The sequence below is a fragment of the Pseudomonas sp. OVF7 genome, from assembly GCF_030644265.1.
In the GTDB taxonomy this organism is placed as follows: Bacteria; Pseudomonadota; Gammaproteobacteria; order Pseudomonadales; family Pseudomonadaceae; genus Aquipseudomonas; species Aquipseudomonas gorinensis.
The window spans coordinates 113,693-132,752 of record NZ_CP128996.1 but is presented as its reverse complement, the minus strand read 5'-3'; the positions used below and the strand labels follow the sequence as shown (position 1 = coordinate 132,752).

At 61.0% G+C, this 19,060-nt stretch carries 14 protein-coding genes; 7 read left to right on the top strand and 7 right to left on the bottom strand.

Going from position 1 to position 19,060, the window contains the following annotated elements; translation table 11 throughout:
* Window positions 1–208: 208 nt before the first annotated feature.
* Window positions 209–1,510 (top strand): autotransporter domain-containing protein, encoded by a 1,302-nt coding sequence (locus QU606_RS00590; protein ID WP_102623582.1) that lies wholly within the window; start codon window positions 209–211, stop codon window positions 1,508–1,510.
* A gap of 109 nt (window positions 1,511–1,619) precedes the next feature.
* Window positions 1,620–2,762 carry a hypothetical protein gene (locus QU606_RS00585; RefSeq protein WP_304998023.1) on the top strand — a complete coding sequence of 381 codons (1,143 nt, stop codon included), beginning with the start codon at window positions 1,620–1,622 and terminating at the stop codon, window positions 2,760–2,762.
* 74 nt (window positions 2,763–2,836) lie between these two features.
* On the opposite strand, the gene oadA is transcribed toward QU606_RS00585, so the two are convergent.
* Together oadA and QU606_RS00575 are read right to left on the bottom strand one after the other, a co-directional pair.
* On the bottom strand, window positions 2,837–4,645 hold the full coding sequence (gene oadA, locus QU606_RS00580) for a sodium-extruding oxaloacetate decarboxylase subunit alpha (protein ID WP_024078180.1): 1,809 nt from the start codon (window positions 4,643–4,645) through the stop codon (window positions 2,837–2,839).
* 11 nt (window positions 4,646–4,656) lie between these two features.
* On the bottom strand, window positions 4,657–6,072 hold the full coding sequence (locus tag QU606_RS00575; RefSeq protein WP_024078181.1) for an acetyl-CoA carboxylase biotin carboxylase subunit: 1,416 nt from the start codon (window positions 6,070–6,072) through the stop codon (window positions 4,657–4,659).
* Window positions 6,073–6,266: 194 nt separating this feature from the next.
* Between QU606_RS00575 and QU606_RS00570 the strand changes: the two genes are divergently transcribed.
* Entirely contained in the window at window positions 6,267–7,241 is a 975-nt protein-coding gene (locus QU606_RS00570) for a LysR family transcriptional regulator (RefSeq protein WP_024078182.1), read from the top strand.
* Here QU606_RS00570 and QU606_RS00565 read toward each other — a convergent pair.
* The 3 genes from QU606_RS00565 to QU606_RS00555 form a co-directional block, all read right to left on the bottom strand.
* Window positions 7,171–7,368: a PA3496 family putative envelope integrity protein gene (locus QU606_RS00565; protein WP_081329271.1), complete on the bottom strand. Its 198-nt coding sequence runs from the start codon at window positions 7,366–7,368 to the stop codon at window positions 7,171–7,173. The genes QU606_RS00570 and QU606_RS00565 overlap by 71 nt on opposite strands.
* Window positions 7,369–7,520: 152 nt before the next feature.
* On the bottom strand, window positions 7,521–8,387 hold the full coding sequence (gene hexR, locus QU606_RS00560) for a transcriptional regulator HexR (RefSeq protein WP_010168370.1): 867 nt from the start codon (window positions 8,385–8,387) through the stop codon (window positions 7,521–7,523).
* A gap of 162 nt (window positions 8,388–8,549) precedes the next feature.
* Window positions 8,550–11,423, bottom strand: a complete 2,874-nt coding sequence (locus QU606_RS00555; protein ID WP_304998022.1) for an EAL domain-containing protein — start codon at window positions 11,421–11,423, stop codon at window positions 8,550–8,552.
* A gap of 279 nt (window positions 11,424–11,702) precedes the next feature.
* On the opposite strand from QU606_RS00555, the gene uvrD reads away from it, so the two are divergent.
* The 3 genes from uvrD (at window position 11,703) to QU606_RS00540 (ending at window position 15,487) form a co-directional block, all read left to right on the top strand.
* On the top strand, window positions 11,703–13,886 hold the full coding sequence (gene uvrD / locus QU606_RS00550) for a DNA helicase II (RefSeq protein ID WP_024078184.1): 2,184 nt from the start codon (window positions 11,703–11,705) through the stop codon (window positions 13,884–13,886).
* Between the two features lie 189 nt (window positions 13,887–14,075).
* Window positions 14,076–14,945, top strand: coding sequence for a Tim44 domain-containing protein (locus tag QU606_RS00545; protein ID WP_024078185.1), 870 nt, complete (start codon window positions 14,076–14,078; stop codon window positions 14,943–14,945).
* A 134-nt stretch (window positions 14,946–15,079) separates the two neighbouring features.
* Entirely contained in the window at window positions 15,080–15,487 is a 408-nt protein-coding gene (locus QU606_RS00540) for an SMI1/KNR4 family protein (protein WP_024078186.1), read from the top strand.
* 73 nt (window positions 15,488–15,560) lie between these two features.
* On the opposite strand, the gene QU606_RS00535 is transcribed toward QU606_RS00540, so the two are convergent.
* The gene (locus QU606_RS00535) at window positions 15,561–17,324 is read right to left on the bottom strand and encodes a cation:proton antiporter (RefSeq protein ID WP_024078187.1); all 1,764 of its coding nucleotides are present in this window, start codon (window positions 17,322–17,324) and stop codon (window positions 15,561–15,563) included.
* A 291-nt stretch (window positions 17,325–17,615) separates the two neighbouring features.
* Here QU606_RS00535 and QU606_RS00530 point away from each other — a divergent pair, with 291 nt between their 5' ends.
* Entirely contained in the window at window positions 17,616–18,101 is a 486-nt protein-coding gene (locus tag QU606_RS00530; RefSeq protein ID WP_024078188.1) for an acyl-CoA thioesterase, read from the top strand.
* A 68-nt stretch (window positions 18,102–18,169) separates the two neighbouring features.
* On the opposite strand, the gene pdxY is transcribed toward QU606_RS00530, so the two are convergent.
* Complete coding sequence (gene pdxY / locus QU606_RS00525) at window positions 18,170–19,042, bottom strand: pyridoxal kinase PdxY (protein WP_024078189.1); 873 nt, start codon at window positions 19,040–19,042, stop codon at window positions 18,170–18,172.
* Window positions 19,043–19,060 lie beyond the last annotated feature (18 nt).

The following is a 19,060-nucleotide window of genomic DNA, read 5'->3' as shown; positions in this document are numbered from 1 at the left end:
TGCAATCAAAGCGCTAAAGTTGGACCCTTAGCTGCATTAAAATGCATATCTATCAAGGTCCCGTACACCATCGTTCGGTCAAAACAGATCCGTTTTTAATCGCCCTGAACTAGAGACAACTCCCGCAAACCAGCGGTCGATGGCCTGACAGTTATCGCCCCGCCATCTCGCTAAATTCCCGGCCTCACTTATCAGAGGTCAGGAATTCATGCCCTTTACACTCCAGAAACTCACGCGTGCGGTCATCCTCGCCATTGGTATTGCCAGCGCTCCCCTCGCCCAGGCGCAAACAGGCACGCCTTATCAGTTCGAACTGCTTGTGCCTGACTACGACGACTATGACGATTACGACGAATGGATGTCGGCCCCGATCGAGCAAGCCACTCCCCTCGACGGCTACCTGACTCGCCAAGCCACGACCCTCAATGGCCTACGGGTGGCCCAGGTGCTGGAGCCTGCCTTGATTCGGTTACTGGAATCCGGCGAGCTGACCTCAGAGCAGATCAAAGAGTTGGAACGCTTCAATGAGGCATTGATGCAGCAGCCCGGAGGGGTCGGTGCGGCCCTTGAACAATTGGCCGGCAGCCAGAATGCCAACCTGGCGGCGGCGACCCAGAACATCACACAGCAACTGGGCAGCCAATTGCTGTCGACCCTGCGCGCCCTGCCCACCAATGACGACGCTCATGTCTGGGTACAGGGACTGGGCCAAGACGGCCGCCTCGACAAACAAGGCGGCAGTGCGGGCCTGAAGTACGCCAACCGAGGCCTGCTGACAGGCGCCGACTGGGCACTGGAGCACGCCTGGCGGATCGGCGTAATGGGCGCAAAATCCACCAGCCGCCTCGACGCCCAGCGTTTTTCCGCCGACCTGGACAGTTGGCACCTGGGCGGTTATGCCGTGCACCAGGACGGCCCGCTGGGCCTGCGCCTGGGGGCGATCTATAGCCGCCACGCCGGGCAGAACAAACGCAGCGTCCAGTTGCTCGATAACAAACAGCAACTCAAGGGCGACTACAAAGCCCAGAGCCAAACCTTGTTCTCGGAAGTGGGCTATCAGTTGGGCAGCGCGGACTTGAGTATCGAGCCCTTCGGCGGCCTTGGTTATCAACGCTATCACCGCGACCGGTTCCAGGAAAAAGGTGGCCTGGCGGCACTGAACGTTGGCTCACAAACCCAGCAAAACCTGAACAGCACCCTGGGCCTGCGCCTGGCGAGCCAGTATCGGTTCGATAACCAGGTCAGGCTCATCCCCCATATCAGCGCCGATTGGAAACGCCTCTATGGCAAGGTCGACAGCCGCGTCCGCCAGTCCTACCGCTACATGCCGTTCGCGATTGACGACTTCACCCTGGTCGGCGCTTCCCTGGACCGCAACAGCCTGAACTGGCAGGCCGGGCTGGACCTCGCGCTGTCGCCGCAACACACCGTCGGCCTGGCCTACCAGGGGGAAGCGGGTACCAACAGCCACAGCCAGGGCCTGATGGGGCAATGGCAAATGAGGTTTTAACCTCATGAAACCGAGGAACATTCCCTCATAGCGTTGTTATCAGGCCTGACAGCCGCCGGCTACGTTACTGGCTACATTCCGGTCTCCTACACTTGCGAGGCCGGAAATTATGTCGTCGATCTTCCCGTACATCCCTTCCGTCGGTGCCCTGATGGGGTATGGCATACACACACTGGCGCAATCCATATCGCAGACGCCGCCTGGCACCGCCGCGGGTACCCGCCAGGACAAGCCGGCCGGCCGCACAGACATCGCCGCTGCGCTCAACGATCAACCTGCGATCAAGCCCGACGCCCGGTTCAGCTCGGCAACCATCACACTCAACAATGGCAATGGCCTGGACATCGACAACGCCGCCAGGCTGCTTATCCCTAGTGCTCCAGCCGGCACTGCAACCTCGTTGCGCGGCATCGAGATTATCAACAGCGCGACGGCCAAAACCGTTGGCGAGCGCAACGGCTTCACCAGCACCGGCCTGGCACCGGTGTGGCTCGAAAACCACGGCAGCATCACCGGCAAGAATGGCGCCGGGGTAAGGCTGGACGGCGACCAGGATGATGAAGTGGTCAACGCCGGCTTGATCATTGGCAGCCATGGCGTAGCGCTGAGCATGGGGGGCGGCAACGATATGCTCATCGTCCGCAGCGGTGGGCGCTTCGAAGGCGTGGTTGACGGGGGCAGTGGCACCAACCAGGTAATTCTGGACGATGCCAGGGGCGGCACATTCGATGGTGCCCGCCAGATGCAGCATCTGTGGGTGGGCTCTGGCAACTGGACCCTCACAGGTGAAGTCCCGGTCAATCAGCAAGGTGCGGTCTACAGCGGTGCAACCCTGGTCAACCAGAGCAAAATCGGCGGTTCCATGACCGTCCAACCTGACGCCACCTACGCCGGCGGCACCGTGGCCAACCTTGAGGTCGCGGGAACATTGCGGCTGGATCCAGCCACCCACGTCGAGCAGGACCTGCGCATGCAACATGGCTCGACGCTGGCCCTGACGCTGGGCGCAGACCAAACCCATACCCCCTCGAACATTGGCAACACCGCCGACCTGCGCGGGGCGACGCTGGCTATCCACGTCGAAAACGAAAACGATGCGCTGCTCTCGCAACCCTTGCAGCTCCTCAGCGCCAAGCACGTCGAAAGCCCGTTCGCCGGCATCACCAGCAACTTGAAGACCCTGGTCCCTACGCTGACTTATCGCCCTGACGGCGTCTTCGTCACCTTCAAACGCAATGATCCCACCGCCTGAGTACCAAATCGCGGACAAAAAAAGGGGGGCACCTGCCCCCCCGAGGATTAAGCGGTAGTGTCGAAGGCTAGGGATCAGCCTTCGATTTCAATCAGGATTTCGCCCGGGTTGACCCGGTCGCCCTTGGTCACGTGAACCGCAGCCACCTTGCCGGCAATCGCAGCCTGCACTTCGGTTTCCATCTTCATGGCTTCGGTAATCAACACGGCCTGGCCGGCCTTGACCACGTCACCAACCTTGACCAGCACGTCTACGATATTGCCCGGCATCGCCGTGCTCACATGACCCGGCTCGGTGGCTTGCTTGCGCTTGCTGCTGCCGCCGCTGACAAACTCGTTGAGCGGTTCGAACACCACTTCTTCAGGCATGCCGTCGATGGACAGGTAGAAATGGCGCTTGCCTTCAGCCTTCACGCCAACACCGGTGATGTCCACGCGGTAGCTCTCGCCGTGCACGTCGATGACGAACTCGGTCGGTACGCCTTCGCCACCGGCACGGGCCACGCCGCCTGCTTCGGGGATCGGCAACAGCACTTCCGGGGTGAGGGTGCCGGCGTCGCGCTCTTCGAGGAATTTGCGACCGATGTCCGGGAACATGGCGTAGGTCAGCACGTCTTCTTCAGACTTGGCCAATGTGCCGATTTCACCGCGCAGCTTGGTCATTTCCGGCTTGAGCAAATCGGCTGGGCGCACGTCGATCACGTCTTCGCTGCCGATGGCCTGGCGGCGCAACTTCTCGTTCACCGTGCCCGGCGCCTTGCCGTAGCCGCCTTGCAGGTACAACTTCACTTCGTTGGTGATGGTCTTGTAGCGCTCGCCAGCCAGCACGTTGAAGAACGCCTGGGTGCCGACGATCTGCGAAGTCGGGGTGACCAACGGCGGGAAGCCGAGGTCCTCACGCACCCGAGGAATTTCAGCCAGCACTTCCCCCATGCGGTTGAGCGCGCCCTGCTCCTTGAGCTGGTTGGCCAGGTTGGAAATCATCCCGCCCGGCACCTGGTTGACTTGCACGCGGGTATCGACGGCGGTGAATTCGCTCTCAAACTGGTGGTACTTCTTGCGCACCGCGTAGAAGTACAAACCAATTTCCTGCAGCAATTCCAGGTCGAGCCCTGTGTCGAACTCGCTGCCTTTAAGGGCGGCGACCATCGACTCGGTACCTGGGTGGCTGGTGCCCCAGGCGAAGCTGGAGATCGCGGTGTCGATATGGTCGGCACCGTTTTCGATGGCCTTGAGTTGGCACATCGCGGCCAAACCTGCCGTGTCGTGCGAGTGGATGAACACCGGCAGGTTCTGCTCGGCTTTCAGCGCCTTGACCAGTTCGCCCGTGGCGTACGGGGTCAGCAGGCCGGCCATGTCCTTGATCGCCACCGAGTCGCAGCCCATGGCTTCCATTTGCTTGGCCTGGGCCACAAAGGCGTCGATGGTGTGCACCGGGCTGGTGGTATAGGCGATGGTGCCCTGGGCATGCTTGCCGGCGGCCTTGACCGCTTCAATGGCCACGCGCAGGTTACGCACGTCATTCATGGCGTCGAAGATGCGGAACACGTCGATGCCATTCACGGCGGCCTTGGCGACGAAGGCCCTGACCACGTCGTCGCTGTAGTGGCGGTAGCCCAGCAGGTTCTGGCCACGCAGCAGCATTTGCAGGCGCGTGTTAGGCAATGCGGCGCGCAGTTTACGCAGGCGTTCCCACGGGTCTTCCTTCAAAAAGCGCACACAGGCATCGAAGGTCGCGCCGCCCCAGACTTCCAGGGACCAGTAGCCGACTTTGTCGAGCTTGTCGCAGATCGGCAGCATGTCGTCGGTGCGCATGCGGGTCGCCAGCAACGATTGGTGAGCGTCGCGCAGGATGGTGTCAGTAACGAAGATTTTCTTGCTCATTATTATGTTCCTCACAGGCCTGCGTGGGCGGCGATGGCGGCGGCGATGGCCAGGGCCAGCTCTTCGGGTTTGCGCTTGATCGAGTAGTTGGTCAGCTCAGGATGGCTTTCCACAAAACTGGTGTTGAACTGGCCGCTGCGGAATTCCGGGTTGCGCAGGATTTCCTGATAGTAAGCGGCGGTGGTCTTCACGCCTTGCAGGCGCATGTCATCCAGGGCACGCAGGCCGCGGTCCATGGCTTCTTCCCAGGTCAACGCCCACACCACCAGCTTCAGGCACATGGAGTCGTAGAACGGCGGGATGGTGTAGCCGGTATAGATCGCCGTATCGGTGCGCACGCCGGGGCCGCCGGGCGCGTAGTAACGGGTGATCTTGCCGAAACTGGGCAGGAAGTTGTTTTTCGGGTCTTCGGCGTTGATACGGAACTGCAACGCGAAACCACGGTGCTGGATGTCTTCCTGCTTCACCGACAGCGGCAGGCCCGAGGCGATGCGGATCTGCTCGCGGACAATGTCGATCCCGGTGATTTCTTCGGTGATGGTGTGTTCCACCTGCACCCGGGTGTTCATCTCCATGAAGTACACCTCGCCCTCGGCGAGCAGGAACTCCACGGTGCCGGCGTTTTCGTAGCCCACAGCCTTGGCCGCGCGCACCGACAGGTCGCCGATATAGGCGCGCTGTTCCGGGGTCAACTGCGGGCTCGGGGCGATTTCGATAAGCTTTTGGTTGCGGCGCTGGATCGAGCAATCGCGCTCGAACAGGTGCACCACATTGCCAAAGCTGTCACCGAGGATCTGCGCCTCAATATGCTTGGGATTGACGATGCATTTTTCCAGGAACACTTCCGCCGAACCGAACGCCTTGGTGGCTTCGGAGATCACGCGGGGGAAGGCTTGTTCGAGTTCTTCGCGGCTGTTGCAACGACGGATGCCGCGACCGCCACCACCGGAGGTGGCCTTGAGCATCACCGGGTAACCGATACGGTCGCCTTCAGTGAGGGCTTCGGCGATATCGGCGACATTGCCTTCAGTACCGGGCGTGACCGGTACGCCGGCCTTGATCATGCTGCGGCGCGCTTCGGTCTTGTCGCCCATACGGCGAATCACTTCAGCCGAAGGACCAATGAATTTGATCCCACGTTCGGCACAAATGTCTGCCAGTTCGGCGTTTTCCGACAGGAAGCCGTAGCCGGGGTGCAAGGCATCACAGCCGGTTTCCACCGCCAGGTTCACCAGCTTGCGCGGGTTCAGGTAGCCGGACAGGGGCTCGGCACCGATGCTGTGGGCCTCGTCGGCACGCTTGACGTGCAACGCATGGCGGTCGGCGTCGGAATAGACCGCGACCGAGCGAATGCCCATCTCGGCGCAAGCACGCACGATTCGTACGGCAATTTCACCACGGTTGGCGATCAGGATCTTTTTTATCACTTGGAAATTCCCTTGAGCCGATTGCTGCGTTCTTCGACCCGCTAGACCCGGGTCGGCGCGTGACCAAATGTTTCAAGCCAGTCGCAGGCCCACACTAAGCCCGTAGAGGGATTAACAAAAATCAATAATTATTGGGTCGCGCATAAGTAAAGACTTATAGTCGACACACTGGATGGGATCGAGGGGATTTAAAAATGCGTAAGTCATTGATGAGGCTGACATTACGGCAATTGCAGATCTTCAATGAGGTGTGTGATTTGCGCTCGTACAGCCGTGCCGCCGAGGAAATGTCTCTCACCCAACCGGCCGTCAGCCTACAAATTCGCCAGCTGGAAGAGCTGATCGGCCAGCCGTTGTTCGACTATGTGGGCAAAAAGCTCTACATGACCGAGGCCGCCGAAGCCCTGCAACGGGCCAGTCGCGATATTTTCGGGCGCTTGGAAAACCTCGATATGCAGCTATCGGACATGCAGGGTTCGTTGCAGGGCCAGTTGAAGCTGGCCGTGGAATCCAGCGCCAAGTATTTCGTACCGCACCTGTTTGCCGCGTTCAAGCGCCAGCATCCCGAAGTGCAGTTGCACCTGACGGTGGTCAACCGTGCCCAGGTGATCCGCAGGCTTTCGGACAACCGTGATGACTTGGTGATCATGTCCATGGTGCCTCAGGACATGGGCCTGGAGTTCCTGCCGTTCCTTAACAACCCCATCGTTGCCGTGGCGCCACCCGATCACCCTTTGAGCCTCCAGGGCCCCTTGCGCTTGCAGGACCTGGAACCCTACACGCTGCTGCTGCGCGAACCGGGCTCCGGTACGCGATTGGCCTGCGAGGAGTACTTCAAGGAAAAACGCGTGCACTTCACCCAGACGGTGGAGGTGGCCTCGGCCGAGGCGCAGCGTGAGTGCGTGGTGGCAGGGTTGGGCGTGGCCTTGTTGACGCGCCACGCCCTGAACCTGGAACTGGCCACCGGCGGGCTCAAGGAGCTGCCGGTGGAAGAGCTGCCGCTGTACCGCAGTTGGTGCCTGGTGCAGGCCAAGGCCAAGCGCCTGTCACCGGTGGCCCATGCATTCCTGGGCTTTATCCGCAGCGAGCGGGTGCAGATCAGCGCGTTGGCTGAGCGCTTCGCTGGGCAGCCGCGGGTGCCTGCCAGTGCAGTTCCGGGTAGTCACTGATGCTCTGCTGCAGCTGGCGCTGGTCGCAGCGGTCTTCGATTGCGCGACGGAACGCCATGCGGCGCTGGTCTTCCTGTTGACGGCGGGTCTTGACGGAGCTGTTGCTGTCTTCGTAGTGCCGGGTCATTTTGGAGTCTCCCAATGCGAGTACGGGGAGTACAGGATCGGCTCGGCGGATGACATGACGATGACAGCCTGGTGAAGATTCTGGACACACAGAAGATGCAAAGGTGGGAGGGGGCAAGCCCCTCCCACCTTTGAAACGAATGCAACCTTGAATCAGTCGTCGAGGGCTTTGACGGACTTGGGCGAGAGCCGCAGGCTGCGCAGACTGCGCTTCACGCTCTTGAGGTGATTGACCAGGCTCGGACCGCGCGCCATGGCCACACCCATCGCCAACACGTCGATCACCACCAGGTGGGCGATGCGCGACGTCAGCGGCGTGTAGATTTCCGTGTCTTCATGCACGTCGATCGCCAGGTTGACCGTGGACAGTTCCGCCAACGGCGTCTGGCTCGGGCACAAGGTGATCAACGTGGCGCCGCTTTCACGCACCAGGTTGGCGGTGATCAGCAGGTCTTTGGAGCGACCGGACTGGGAAATGCAGATGGCCACGTCGGTCGGCTTCAAGGTCACGGCCGACATTGCCTGCATATGCGGATCGCTATAGGCTGCAGCGGTCAACAGCAGGCGGAAGAACTTGTGCTGGGCATCCGCGGCGACAGCACCTGATGCGCCAAAACCGTAGAACTCGACACGCTGGGCCTGGGACATGGCGGTCACGGCCTTTTGCAGCTCCACCGGGTCGAGCTTCTCACGCACTTCCATCAGGGTGTGCAGGGTGGTGTCGAAGATTTTCAGGCTGTAGTCAGCGACCGAGTCGTCTTCATGGATCGCAAACTGCCCGAAGCTCGCGCCAGCGGCCAGGCTTTGGGCCAGCTTGAGTTTCAAGTCCTGGAACCCGGAGCAACCGATGGCGCGGCAAAAACGCACGATGGTCGGCTCACTGATGCCCACGCTGTGGGCCAGGTCGGCCATGGAACTGTGCATGACGGCCGCAGGGTCTAGCAGCACGTGATCGGCAACCTTGAGTTCCGATTTGCGTAACAGGTGGCGCGACTGGGCGATATGTTGCAACAGGTTCAAAGGGCAGGACTCTTGTTATTGGCAGGCGCCAGGGATGTAGCAAGCTTGTAGTTATACTACAAGAATTGTCGTTTTGCCCGTCCGATGCATCACTTAATCGCCCTGATGCCCTTTGAATCTAAGGGCAGGCGAGTTGTAGCCACAATGGCTGAAGGCCCGGTGCTAGGAAAAATCTGCTTTTTTTCGTAACAACTCTGCCAGGCCATCGGCTTCCATCGGCCGACTGATCAGGTAGCCCTGCACCTCGTCACAACGCTCCCCCCGCAGGAAATCCAACTGCTGTTGGTCTTCCACGCCTTCGGCCACCACCTTGAGCGCCAGCCCGTGGGCCATTGCAATGATCGCCCGCGTAATGGCCGCGTCTTCGCGCCCCTGGCCGAGGCCACGAATAAAGGTCTGGTCGATCTTCACGTAGTCCACCGGGATGCGCTTGAGGTAGCTGAGGGACGAATAACCGGTGCCGAAATCATCAATGGCCAGCTTCACCCCCAGGTCCCGCAGTTGCTGGAAAGTCGCGATGATGTGTTCCACGCTGTCGAGCAGCTGGCTTTCGGTCAGCTCCAGTTCGAGGTATTGCGGGTCCAGCCCGGTTTCTTCCAGCACCTGGCGCACCAGGCTGACCAGCTTGCCCTGGCGCAACTGGTGCACCGACAGGTTCACCGACACCCGGATCGGCGCCAACCCTTGGCGCTGCCACTCGCAGGCCTGCCAGCAGGCCTGGCGCAGCACGAACTCACCCAGCGGCACGATCAGGCCGGTTTCTTCGGCCAGGCCGATAAAGTCCCCCGGTGGCACCATGCCCCATTGCGGATGCTCCCAGCGAATCAACGCCTCGGCGGCGTTCAGTTGGCCGGTGGCCAGGCATAATTTGGGTTGGTAGAACACCGTGAGCTGGCGCTCTTCAATGGCTTTACGCAGATGGTTTTCCAGTTGCAAACGCTCCAGCGTGCTGGCTTGCAGGCTGTCGGTGTAGAACTGGAAGTTATTACCGCCCAGGTGCTTGGCATGCTGCATGGCCATGTTCGCCTGGCTGACCAAGGCTGAAATTTCCCGCGCGTTGTCCGGTAACAGGCTGACCCCCATGGAGGCACTGACTACCAGCTCATGCCCTTCCACTGCCACCGGCACACGCAGCTTGGCCAGTAGCCGCGTGGCGACCCGCGCGAGGCTCGACAAGTTGCCATAGGCATCGAAGAGCACAGCGAATTCGTCGCCGGACAGTCGCGCAATGGTGTCGGCTTCCGGCAGGGCGTTGATCAAGCGCCGCGCCATTTTCTGTAACAACTGGTCGGCCACTTCATGGCCCAGGCTGTCATTGAGCAACTTGAAGCGGTCCAGGTTGATATGCAGCAGCGCCAGGCTACGCCCGCCCTGGCGGACGCGCTGGTGGGCTTCGCGCAGGCGTTCGCGAAACAGCGAGCGATTGGCCAGGCCGGTCAATTCGTCATAGTGGGTGAGGTAGCGCATACGCTCCTCGGACTCACGCCGCGCCGACAGATCGGCGAAGAAGCCCACGATATGGCTGACTTTTCCTCGAGCATCCCGCACAACATTCAGTTGCAGCCACTGCGGATACAACTCGCCACTCTTGCGTGTCTCCACCAGTTCACCCTGCCAGGTGCCGTGGCTGAGCAGCGCCTGGCGGATCACCGGGAAGTGACGCCGCGCATCACGACTGCTGGGCAACTCCACGACATTGCGACCCAGCATATCGTCGATGTCGAAGCCGGTGACGCGACTGAAAGCCCGGTTGACGGCGATCAGCACGTAGTCCGGGTCAAGGATCACAATGCCTTCACTGGCGGCTTCGAACACGGTCGAGGCCAGGCGCTGTTGTTCTTCCAGGGCCTTGCCGGCACTGATATCGCGACGGGTACCCAGCATGCGCGTGACCCGTCCGCTGGGCGCACGCTCCACGGCGCGGCCACGGTCTTCGATCCACACCCAGTGGCCATCGCCATGGCGCACGCGGTATTCCACCTGGTAGTCCTCACTGCGGCCCTTGAGGTGCTCCACCAGGGCACGCTTGAGCAACGGCAGGTCGTCGGGGTGCAGGCGCGGCTTGAGGTGGCTGAGCATCGCCGTGACGTACTCGGGCTCCAGCCCGAACAGCTCTTTGAGCTGGGTGTGGTGCACCTCGTCGGTTTGCAGGTTCCAGTCCCACAGCCCCAGTTCGCTGGCTTGCAAGGCCATCGCCAGGCGCGCTTCGCTTTTATTCAGGGCCAGGCTGGCCGCGTCCAGTTCCTGGCTGCGTTGCGCCACGCGGTCTTGCAGGCCGATTTGCGCTTCGCGCAGTTCCTGTTCGACTTGGCGGCGTTGCTCGACTTCGCGCACCAGGTCCTGGTTCAACTGCTCACTGCGCTGTTGCGCCTGCTGGAGATGTTCGATCAGCGCCTGGTTTTGGAAACGTCGCAACAGCCCGCGCTGGATCAGGCGATTGACCTGCCACGCCACCACGCTCAGGGACGCCAGCAGGATCAGGCCAAGTACCCCCCAGCCTTGTTGTTGCGGGGCACCGTTCCAGAACAGATAGACGATGGCCGGCACCAGGCATGGCAAGGCGAATGACAGGAATGCGGGCAAGCTCACCGCGTAGGCCACGCTGGCAGACAACGTGGCCGCACCGATCAGGCCGAACACCCAGGCCTGCTGCGTAAAGCTGTCCACCGGCACCAGGGCAATGGCGGCAGTGGCCAGGGTCAGCCCGCTGGCGGCCGAGCCGAGCATGAACCTGCGGCGCCAGATCGGCTGCGCCTGGCGGCTGGGCATGGCCGAATCAAAGTCCGCCACCTGGATCACGCGCATGGCCACCAGGGCGAGCAGCCAGACCAGCCAAATGCTGTCCAACAAGTATTGCGTGGGGTTCCAGAGCAGCCAGGCGCAGACCAGGCCGTTGACCAGCATCAACAGGGTCGGCAGCAGCGAGCCCTGATAGAGCAGGCGTGTGCGCTCGACCGCCATCTCGGTGGCGTAGTGTTTGTGGATGACCTGCGCTGGCGCCGCCGAGGGGCTGAACAGATCGGTGCTGAGAGTCATAGGCAGTGTTCTTATAATGGTGAGCCCGAAACGTCGACGGAGCATACACAAGCAAGCGCTTGGGCCAAACTGCTCCACGTCATAAAAACTGCATGGTCATCCGGCGCAAACCCAGGGGCCAGACAGCTTGAGCGAGACGCTGCGCGGGCTGCGGCCATTGACTGACCGGTCATCACCCCATGCAGAATGTTCAGCCGCCCGGAATCACCGTGGATGTTTTCCGTCGACCACCCGGCATTGGGGTTTGCCCCACTCCCCCCAGCACCCTAGAATGCGCCGATGCGCGATGATCTCTCTCTTTTGCTGAACTCCCTCAACGATGCCCAACGCCAGGCCGTAGCGGCCCCCGTTGGCCGTCAGTTGGTCCTGGCCGGTGCTGGCTCCGGTAAAACCCGAGTGCTGGTGCACCGTATCGCCTGGTTGATCCAGGTCGAGAACGCGTCCCCGCACTCCATCCTGTCGGTGACCTTCACCAACAAGGCCGCTGCCGAGATGCGCCACCGCATCGAGCAGTTGATGGGCATCAGCCCGGCCGGTATGTGGGTGGGCACCTTCCACGGCCTGGCGCACCGCCTGTTGCGGGCGCACTGGCAGGAGGCCGGGCTCGCCCAGACGTTCCAGATCCTCGACAGCGATGACCAGCAACGCCTGGTCAAGCGCGTGATCCGCGAACTGGGGCTCGACGAACAGCGCTGGCCTGCGCGCCAGGCCCAGTGGTTTATCAACGGCCAGAAAGACGAGGGCCTGCGCCCGCAGCATATCCAGGCCAGCGGCGACCTGTTCCTGGCCACCATGCGCAGCATTTATGAAGCCTATGAGGCCGCCTGCGCGCGCGCCGGCGTGATCGACTTCTCCGAGTTGCTGCTGCGCGCCCTCGACCTGTGGCGCGACAACCCAGGCTTGCTGGCCCATTACCAGAAGCGCTTCCGGCATATCCTGGTGGACGAGTTCCAGGACACCAACGCCGTGCAGTACGCCTGGTTGCGCCTATTGGCCAAAGGCGGCGACAGCCTGATGGTGGTGGGCGACGACGATCAGTCGATCTACGGCTGGCGTGGCGCGAAAATCGAGAACATCTACCAGTATTCCGAAGACTTCCCCGACGCGGTCACCATTCGCCTGGAGCAGAACTACCGCTCCACCGCCGGTATCCTCAAGGCTGCCAACGCCTTGATCGCCAACAACACCGGGCGCCTGGGCAAAGAGCTGTGGACCGACGGTGGCGAAGGCGAAGCGATCAACCTGTACGCGGCCTTCAACGAACACGATGAAGCACGCTACGTGGTGGAAACCATCGAGAGCGCGCTGAAAACCGGCCTGGCGCGCAGTGATATCGCGATTCTGTACCGTTCCAACGCCCAATCGCGAGTATTGGAAGAAGCCCTGCTGCGCGAGCGCATCCCGTACCGCATCTATGGCGGCCAGCGCTTCTTCGAGCGTGCGGAAATCAAGAACGCCATGGCCTACCTGCGTTTGCTCGAAGGCCGCGGCAACGATGCGGCGCTGGAGCGGGTGATCAATATCCCGGCCCGTGGCATCGGCGAGAAAACCGTTGAAGCCATTCGCGACCACGCGCGCCATGCCGATGTGTCGATGTGGGAAGCCATGCGCTTGCTGATCGCCAACAAAGGCTTGACCGGCCGGGCTGCCGGGGCGCTGGGGGTGTTTGTCGAGCTGATCGAGAACCTGGCGGCCAAATGTTCGGAAATGCCGCTGCATTTGATGACCCAGACCGTCATTGAACAGTCCGGGCTGATTGCCTATCACGAAGCCGAAAAAGGTGAAAAAGGCCAGGCCCGGGTAGAAAACCTTGAGGAATTGGTCAGCGCCGCCCGTGCGTTTGAAAACACCGAGGAAGATGAAGAGCTGACCCCGCTCGCAGCCTTCCTCGGCCACGCCTCGCTGGAGGCGGGTGACACCCAGGCCGACGAGCACGAAGACAGCATCCAGCTGATGACCTTGCACAGCGCCAAGGGCCTGGAGTTTCCCTATGTGTTCCTGGTGGGCATGGAAGAAGGCCTGTTCCCCCACAAGATGAGCCTGGAAGAACCCGGCCGCCTTGAGGAAGAACGCCGCCTGGCCTATGTGGGCATTACCCGGGCGATGCAGAACCTGGTGATGACCTACGCTGAGACCCGACGCCTGTACGGCAGCGAGACCTACAACAAGGTGTCACGCTTCGTACGTGAAGTGCCGAAAGGGCTGATCCAGGAAGTACGCCTTTCCAACAGCGTCAGCCGCCCGTTCGGCGGTGGCCAGCAGCAGAACTCCAGCAGCATGTTTGCGGGTTCCGAGATTCCGGAAACGCCGTTCAGCCTGGGCCAGCAGGTCAAGCATGCGATCTTCGGCGAAGGGGTGATCCTCAACTTCGAAGGTGCCGGCGCCCAGGCACGGGTGCAGGTGAACTTCGCCGAAGGCAGCAAATGGCTGATGATGGGCTACGCGAAACTCGAAGCGGTCTGAAACAATTCCAAACATGAAGGTTGCTGGCCCGCCCTTGTTTTTAACGAGCGCGGGCCAATATCTGTAACAAGTCCTACAGACCATCCTGAATCGATCTTACGCAAAAGCCCGAAACATTATGTTGCTAGCCACTGTCACGACACCTGTGCAACATGGCGCGCGTGCAATCCACAAATGGGAATTCCCTTTATGAAACGTTTTCTTAGCATCGCCATGGCGTTATGCATAGGCCTGACGATGAGCCTCGACGCCAACGCCAAACGCTTCGGTGGCGGCAAAAGCATGGGCTCGGCACCGACTCACCAGACCAGCCAAATGGCCCCATCCGCCGGTGTAGGCGGTGCTGCCGCTACCGCAGGCGCAGCCGGTGCTGCTGGCGCTGCTGCCAAGGCCGGCGGTGCTTCGCGCTGGTTGGGCCCTCTGGCCGGTATCGCGGCCGGTGGCCTGCTCGCCTCCATGTTCATGGGCGGCGGCTTCCAGGGCATGCAGATCTTCGACATCCTGATCATGGCGGTCATCGCCTTCCTGATCTTCCGCTTTATCGCCGCCCGTCGCCGCAAGCAGCAGGAGCATCTGGCGCCCGCCGGCGCGCCGATGCAGCGTGAAGTGTTCGAGCAGAAACCCGCCATGGGTTCGATCTTCGGTGGTTCGTCAGCCCCTGCTGCCGCCCGCCCAGTGATCAACGCACCGGCCTGGTTCAACGAAGAGCGTTTCGTCGAAGCGGCCCGCAGCCACTTCCAGTCCCTGCAACAGCACTGGGACGCCAACGAAATGGACAAGATCTCCGAGTTCGTGACCCCGCAACTGCTGGAGTTCCTCAAGCGCGAACGCGCCGACCTGGGCGACGGCTTCCAGTCGACCTACATCGATGACCTGCATGTCCAGCTGGACGGTGTGGATGACCGCGCCGACAAGACCATCGCCACCCTGACGTTCAGCGGTGTGTCGAAAACCTCGCGCTTCGACCAAGGTGAAGTGTTCAGCGAAAGCTGGAACATGGAACGTGCCCAAGGCGACAACCAGCCATGGCTGGTCGCCGGTATCCGTCAGAACGGCTGATACCCGCACGCTTGTGCAAGCCGTAACAAAAACCCCGGACTTGTCCGGGGTTTTCTATTTCACGGTTGCACTTATAGCGAGCTACTGTATAAAACGCCCCTATAACCGCGCCATCTAGCAAGAGGATCCCGGACGTGGAAGAAGTCATCGAACAATTGCGTGAAGCCAACGAACCGGTTCCGGTTCCTCTGGAGCTGCCTGATGAAGACCAGTTGGTGGAAATCGAAGAAGAGCTGTTCATCAATATTCCGTTCGTCTTCAAGGAGTTTCTGCTGACCGTCAGCGACGTGGTGTACGGCAGCCTTGAGCCGGTGACCGTCACCGACCCGCAATCCCACACCTACCTGCCGGAAGTCGCAGCAAATGCCTGGGATAGCGGCGTGCCGCGCGAGTTGATCCCGATCTGCCAGGACGGCGACGACTATTACTGCGTTGAAGAAGACGGCACGGTGGTGCTGTGGTCCGGCGAAGAAGAACTTGTCACCGAGGAGTCTTGGGAATCGGTATGGCACTGGGCGCGGGACGTCTGGTTGGAAAGCTAAGACCTGATCCCCGTGGCGAGCGGGCTTGTCGAATCGTCGCACCGCCCGCGTTGGGCTGCGCAGCAGCCCCCCATCAGTGCTCCGGCGTATCCTTATGGTTATCCAGCGTCTCCAGCAAGGCGACCTGCATCCGCGTATGCACACGGATAAACCAGCGCCACAGCACAGCCGCCACCGCCGCCGCGACCACAGCGATCAGCACCAGCAGCTTGTTGGTCGGCAGAATACTCGCCGACAAGGCGGCCAATAGCAGGAAAATCACCAGCAGCGACAGGATCGGGATCAGCTCGGCGATCACCCGACGCACGCGCTGGGTATGTCGTCCGGCCATCTCCGGCTTGACGCTCATCTCTGCCAGCAACATCGACAATGCCTTGAGCTTGCGGTACGCCGCAATCAGGAACGGCAGCGACAACAATAATGCCCCGCCCCAGATCAATGCCTTCTGCCAGCTTGGATCACTGATCCAACCTTCCAGAGACGCGCCAATACGCACCGCGAAGTAGCTGCCTGCAAAAAAGATCGACACCACCAGCGCCAGGTTCACCCCCACTTGCAGGATGATCTTGCGGATCATCGACACCAGCATCGCGCCTTCACCCTGAGGCTGAATGCTGCGCAACCATTCACCATACAACCCGAACACTCGGCTCATACGCTTGGGCATCACTGCCGCGATCTTCAACGACAACGGGTCGGCGCCGCGAATCAGGTACGGCGTGAGCAGCGTGGTGATCGCCGAAACGGCCACCGCCACCGGGTACAGGAAGTCGCTGGTCACCTGTAACGTCATCCCCAGCGCGGCGATGATGAAGGAAAACTCGCCAATCTGTGACAGCCCCATGCCAACCCGCAACGAAGTGCGGCCATCGTTGCCAGCGATAAACGCGCCGATCCCACAGGACAGCATCTTGCCCAACACCACGGCGACGGTGATCACTGCAATCGGCCAGGCGTATTGCAACAGGATCTGCGGGTCGATCATCAAGCCAATCGCCACGAAGAAGATCGCGCTGAACATGTCGCGAACCGGCTCGATCAAGCGCTCGATCTTAATCAACTCGCGGGACTCAGCCATGATCGCGCCGATCAGGAACGCCCCCAACACCATGCTGTATTCCAGCTTGACCACCAGCAGGCAAAAACCGAAGCACAGGCCCAATACAGTGATCAGCAGCATCTCGTTGCTGTCGAACTTGGCCACATAGGCCAACAAACGCGGCACCAGCAAAATGCCGATGACCAACGCGACGATCATGAACAGCGAGAGCTTACCGACCGTGGAAAATACTTCGCCCGAGCTGACCGTGCCACTGACGGCGATACTCGACAGCAAAGCGATGATGCCGATGCCGAGGATGTCTTCCACGATCAGCACGCCGAAAATCAGCTGGGCGAAGCGCTGGTTTTTCATCTTCAGATCATTGAGTGCCTTGACGATGATGGTGGTCGAGGAGATCGCCAGGATCGCGCCGAGGAACAGCGAGTCCATCGTGCTCCAATCGAACCAGCGGCCAATCTCGTAGCCGATCCAGATCATGAGGATGATTTCGAGGAAGGCGGCAATAAATGCCGTGGCGCCCACCTTGAACAACTTGCGCAGGCTGAACTCCAGGCCCAGACAGAACATCAGGAAGATCACCCCCAGCTCGGCGAGGGTCTTGATGGTGTCTTCGTCGTGGATCAGGCCAAATGGCGGGGTGTGGGGCCCGATGATGAACCCGGCGACGATGTACCCCAGCACCACAGGTTGTTTGAGACGGTGAAACAGGATGGTGACAACCCCGGCCACCAGCATGATCACGGCCAGGTCCTGGATAAAGCTGATGGCGTGCATGGCGAGGGCCTCCTTGAGGGTGCTGGCGCTTTTCCCACTTCCGCCCGCACCTTTGAACGGTCGCAAAGTGCGGAAGGAAAAGTCTGCCTTGATCGTAAGAAATGCCCTGATATGGGCTTTTGAAGGTTAACACCGCGACTTCCGCCGGAAAGCCGGTGCAATATATGGAAACAGATCGGTGCAGGCGTGACGGCAAGGCGCCCACCGGCGTCCCGTTAGGGATGGCGCTGCAAAGACTCCAGCACCCGAAGAGGTGCCTCCCCAACCAATGCCTACAACCGTGAGTGTGCTATGGAACCCGGAAACGCCCAGCTGTCGATGACGGTATTGATGACCCCCGATATGGCCAACTTCTCTGGCAATGTCCACGGGGGCACCCTGCTCAAGTACCTCGACGAAGTGGCCTACGCCTGCGCCAGCCGTTACGCCGGCCGCTATGTGGTGACGTTGTCGGTAGACCAGGTGATTTTTCGTGAACCGATCCATGTCGGCGAGCTGGTGACCTTCCTCGCGTCGGTCAACTACACCGGCAATACGTCGATGGAAGTGGGCATCAAGGTGGTGACCGAGAACATCCGCGAACGCTCGGTGCGCCATACCAACAGTTGCTTCTTCACCATGGTAGCCGTGGACGATCAGCGCAAACCCGCCGCCGTGCCGCCGCTGCAACCGCATAACAGTGAGGAAAGACGCCGGTTCGTGCAGGCCCAACAACGCCGGCAGATTCGCCAGGAGCTGGAAAAGCGTTACCAGGAAATAAAAGCCGACGCGCTATAAACCCCAAGCGGTAAACCCAATCAAAATGTGGGAGGGACTTGCTCCCTCCCACATGGGGTTCTGCGTATTTACAGGCCGATCGGCGTCGCCTCGAAGCGCACGCGCGGATGAGCAATACGATCCTGGGCCCGCACCAATTCCAACTCGTAACTGGCACAGGCCTGGGTTTCCAGCAGCACTTCATGCACCGCCGCGGCGGTGAATTCGAAGGCGGCCAGCAGGCTATCGCCCAGCAGCACCCGCGCCAGGAACAACCCCGAGGTCAGGTCGCCCACGCCCACTGGCTGGCGGGGGAACGCCAACAGCGGGCGGCGCAGGTGCCAGCTGCCGTCGGCAGTAACCAACAGCATTTCGAAGCCATCCGGCAGCTTGCCCGGATAATCCAAGTGTTTGACCAGCACCGCCTTCGGCCCCCGGGCCAGCAACGCCTTGGCCATGCCCAGGCAGTCGAACAGCGACTGCGGCTTACGACCGGCAAAGCTGTCCAGCTCCAGTTGGTTTGGGCAGAGGAAGTCGGCCATGGCGGCGGCCTCCTCCAGCAGGAAATCGCTGACCTCCTGCGGCACGATGCAGCCTTTTTCCGGGTGCCCCATGACCGGGTCGCACAGGTACAGGGCCTTCGGGTTGATCGCTTTGATCCGCGCCACACCGGTGAGAATGGCGCGACCCTGATCGGCACTGCCCAGGTAACCGGACAAGATAGCGTCGCAGTTGCCCAACTCACCAATGGCCGCAATGCCTTCCACCAACGCCGGAATCTGCTGCGGCGCCAACACTTCCCCTGCCCACTGTCCATACTGGGTGTGGTTGGAGAACTGCACCGTGTTCAGCGGCCAGACGTTCACCCCGACGCGCTGCATGGGAAACACGGCGGCGCTGTTTCCGGCGTGGCCAAAGACCACATGAGACTGGATCGCAAGCAGATGAGGTGTGCGTTTCATGCAGGAGATTTCCGTAAA

Excerpts from the sequence above, each read along its gene's own strand:
- QU606_RS00590 (WP_102623582.1), top strand. The coding sequence starts at position 209 with ATGCCCTTTACACTCCAGAAACTCACGCGTGCGGTCATCCTCGCCATT.
- QU606_RS00585 (WP_304998023.1), top strand. The coding sequence starts at position 1,620 with ATGTCGTCGATCTTCCCGTACATCCCTTCCGTCGGTGCCCTGATGGGG.
- oadA (WP_024078180.1), bottom strand. The coding sequence starts at position 4,645 with ATGAGCAAGAAAATCTTCGTTACTGACACCATCCTGCGCGACGCTCAC.
- QU606_RS00570 (WP_024078182.1), top strand. The coding sequence starts at position 6,267 with ATGCGTAAGTCATTGATGAGGCTGACATTACGGCAATTGCAGATCTTC.
- QU606_RS00565 (WP_081329271.1), bottom strand. The coding sequence starts at position 7,368 with ATGACCCGGCACTACGAAGACAGCAACAGCTCCGTCAAGACCCGCCGT.
- QU606_RS00555 (WP_304998022.1), bottom strand. The coding sequence starts at position 11,423 with ATGACTCTCAGCACCGATCTGTTCAGCCCCTCGGCGGCGCCAGCGCAG.
- uvrD (WP_024078184.1), top strand. The coding sequence starts at position 11,703 with ATGCGCGATGATCTCTCTCTTTTGCTGAACTCCCTCAACGATGCCCAA.
- QU606_RS00545 (WP_024078185.1), top strand. The coding sequence starts at position 14,076 with ATGAAACGTTTTCTTAGCATCGCCATGGCGTTATGCATAGGCCTGACG.
- QU606_RS00535 (WP_024078187.1), bottom strand. The coding sequence starts at position 17,324 with ATGCACGCCATCAGCTTTATCCAGGACCTGGCCGTGATCATGCTGGTG.
- QU606_RS00530 (WP_024078188.1), top strand. The coding sequence starts at position 17,616 with ATGGAACCCGGAAACGCCCAGCTGTCGATGACGGTATTGATGACCCCC.
- pdxY (WP_024078189.1), bottom strand. The coding sequence starts at position 19,042 with ATGAAACGCACACCTCATCTGCTTGCGATCCAGTCTCATGTGGTCTTT.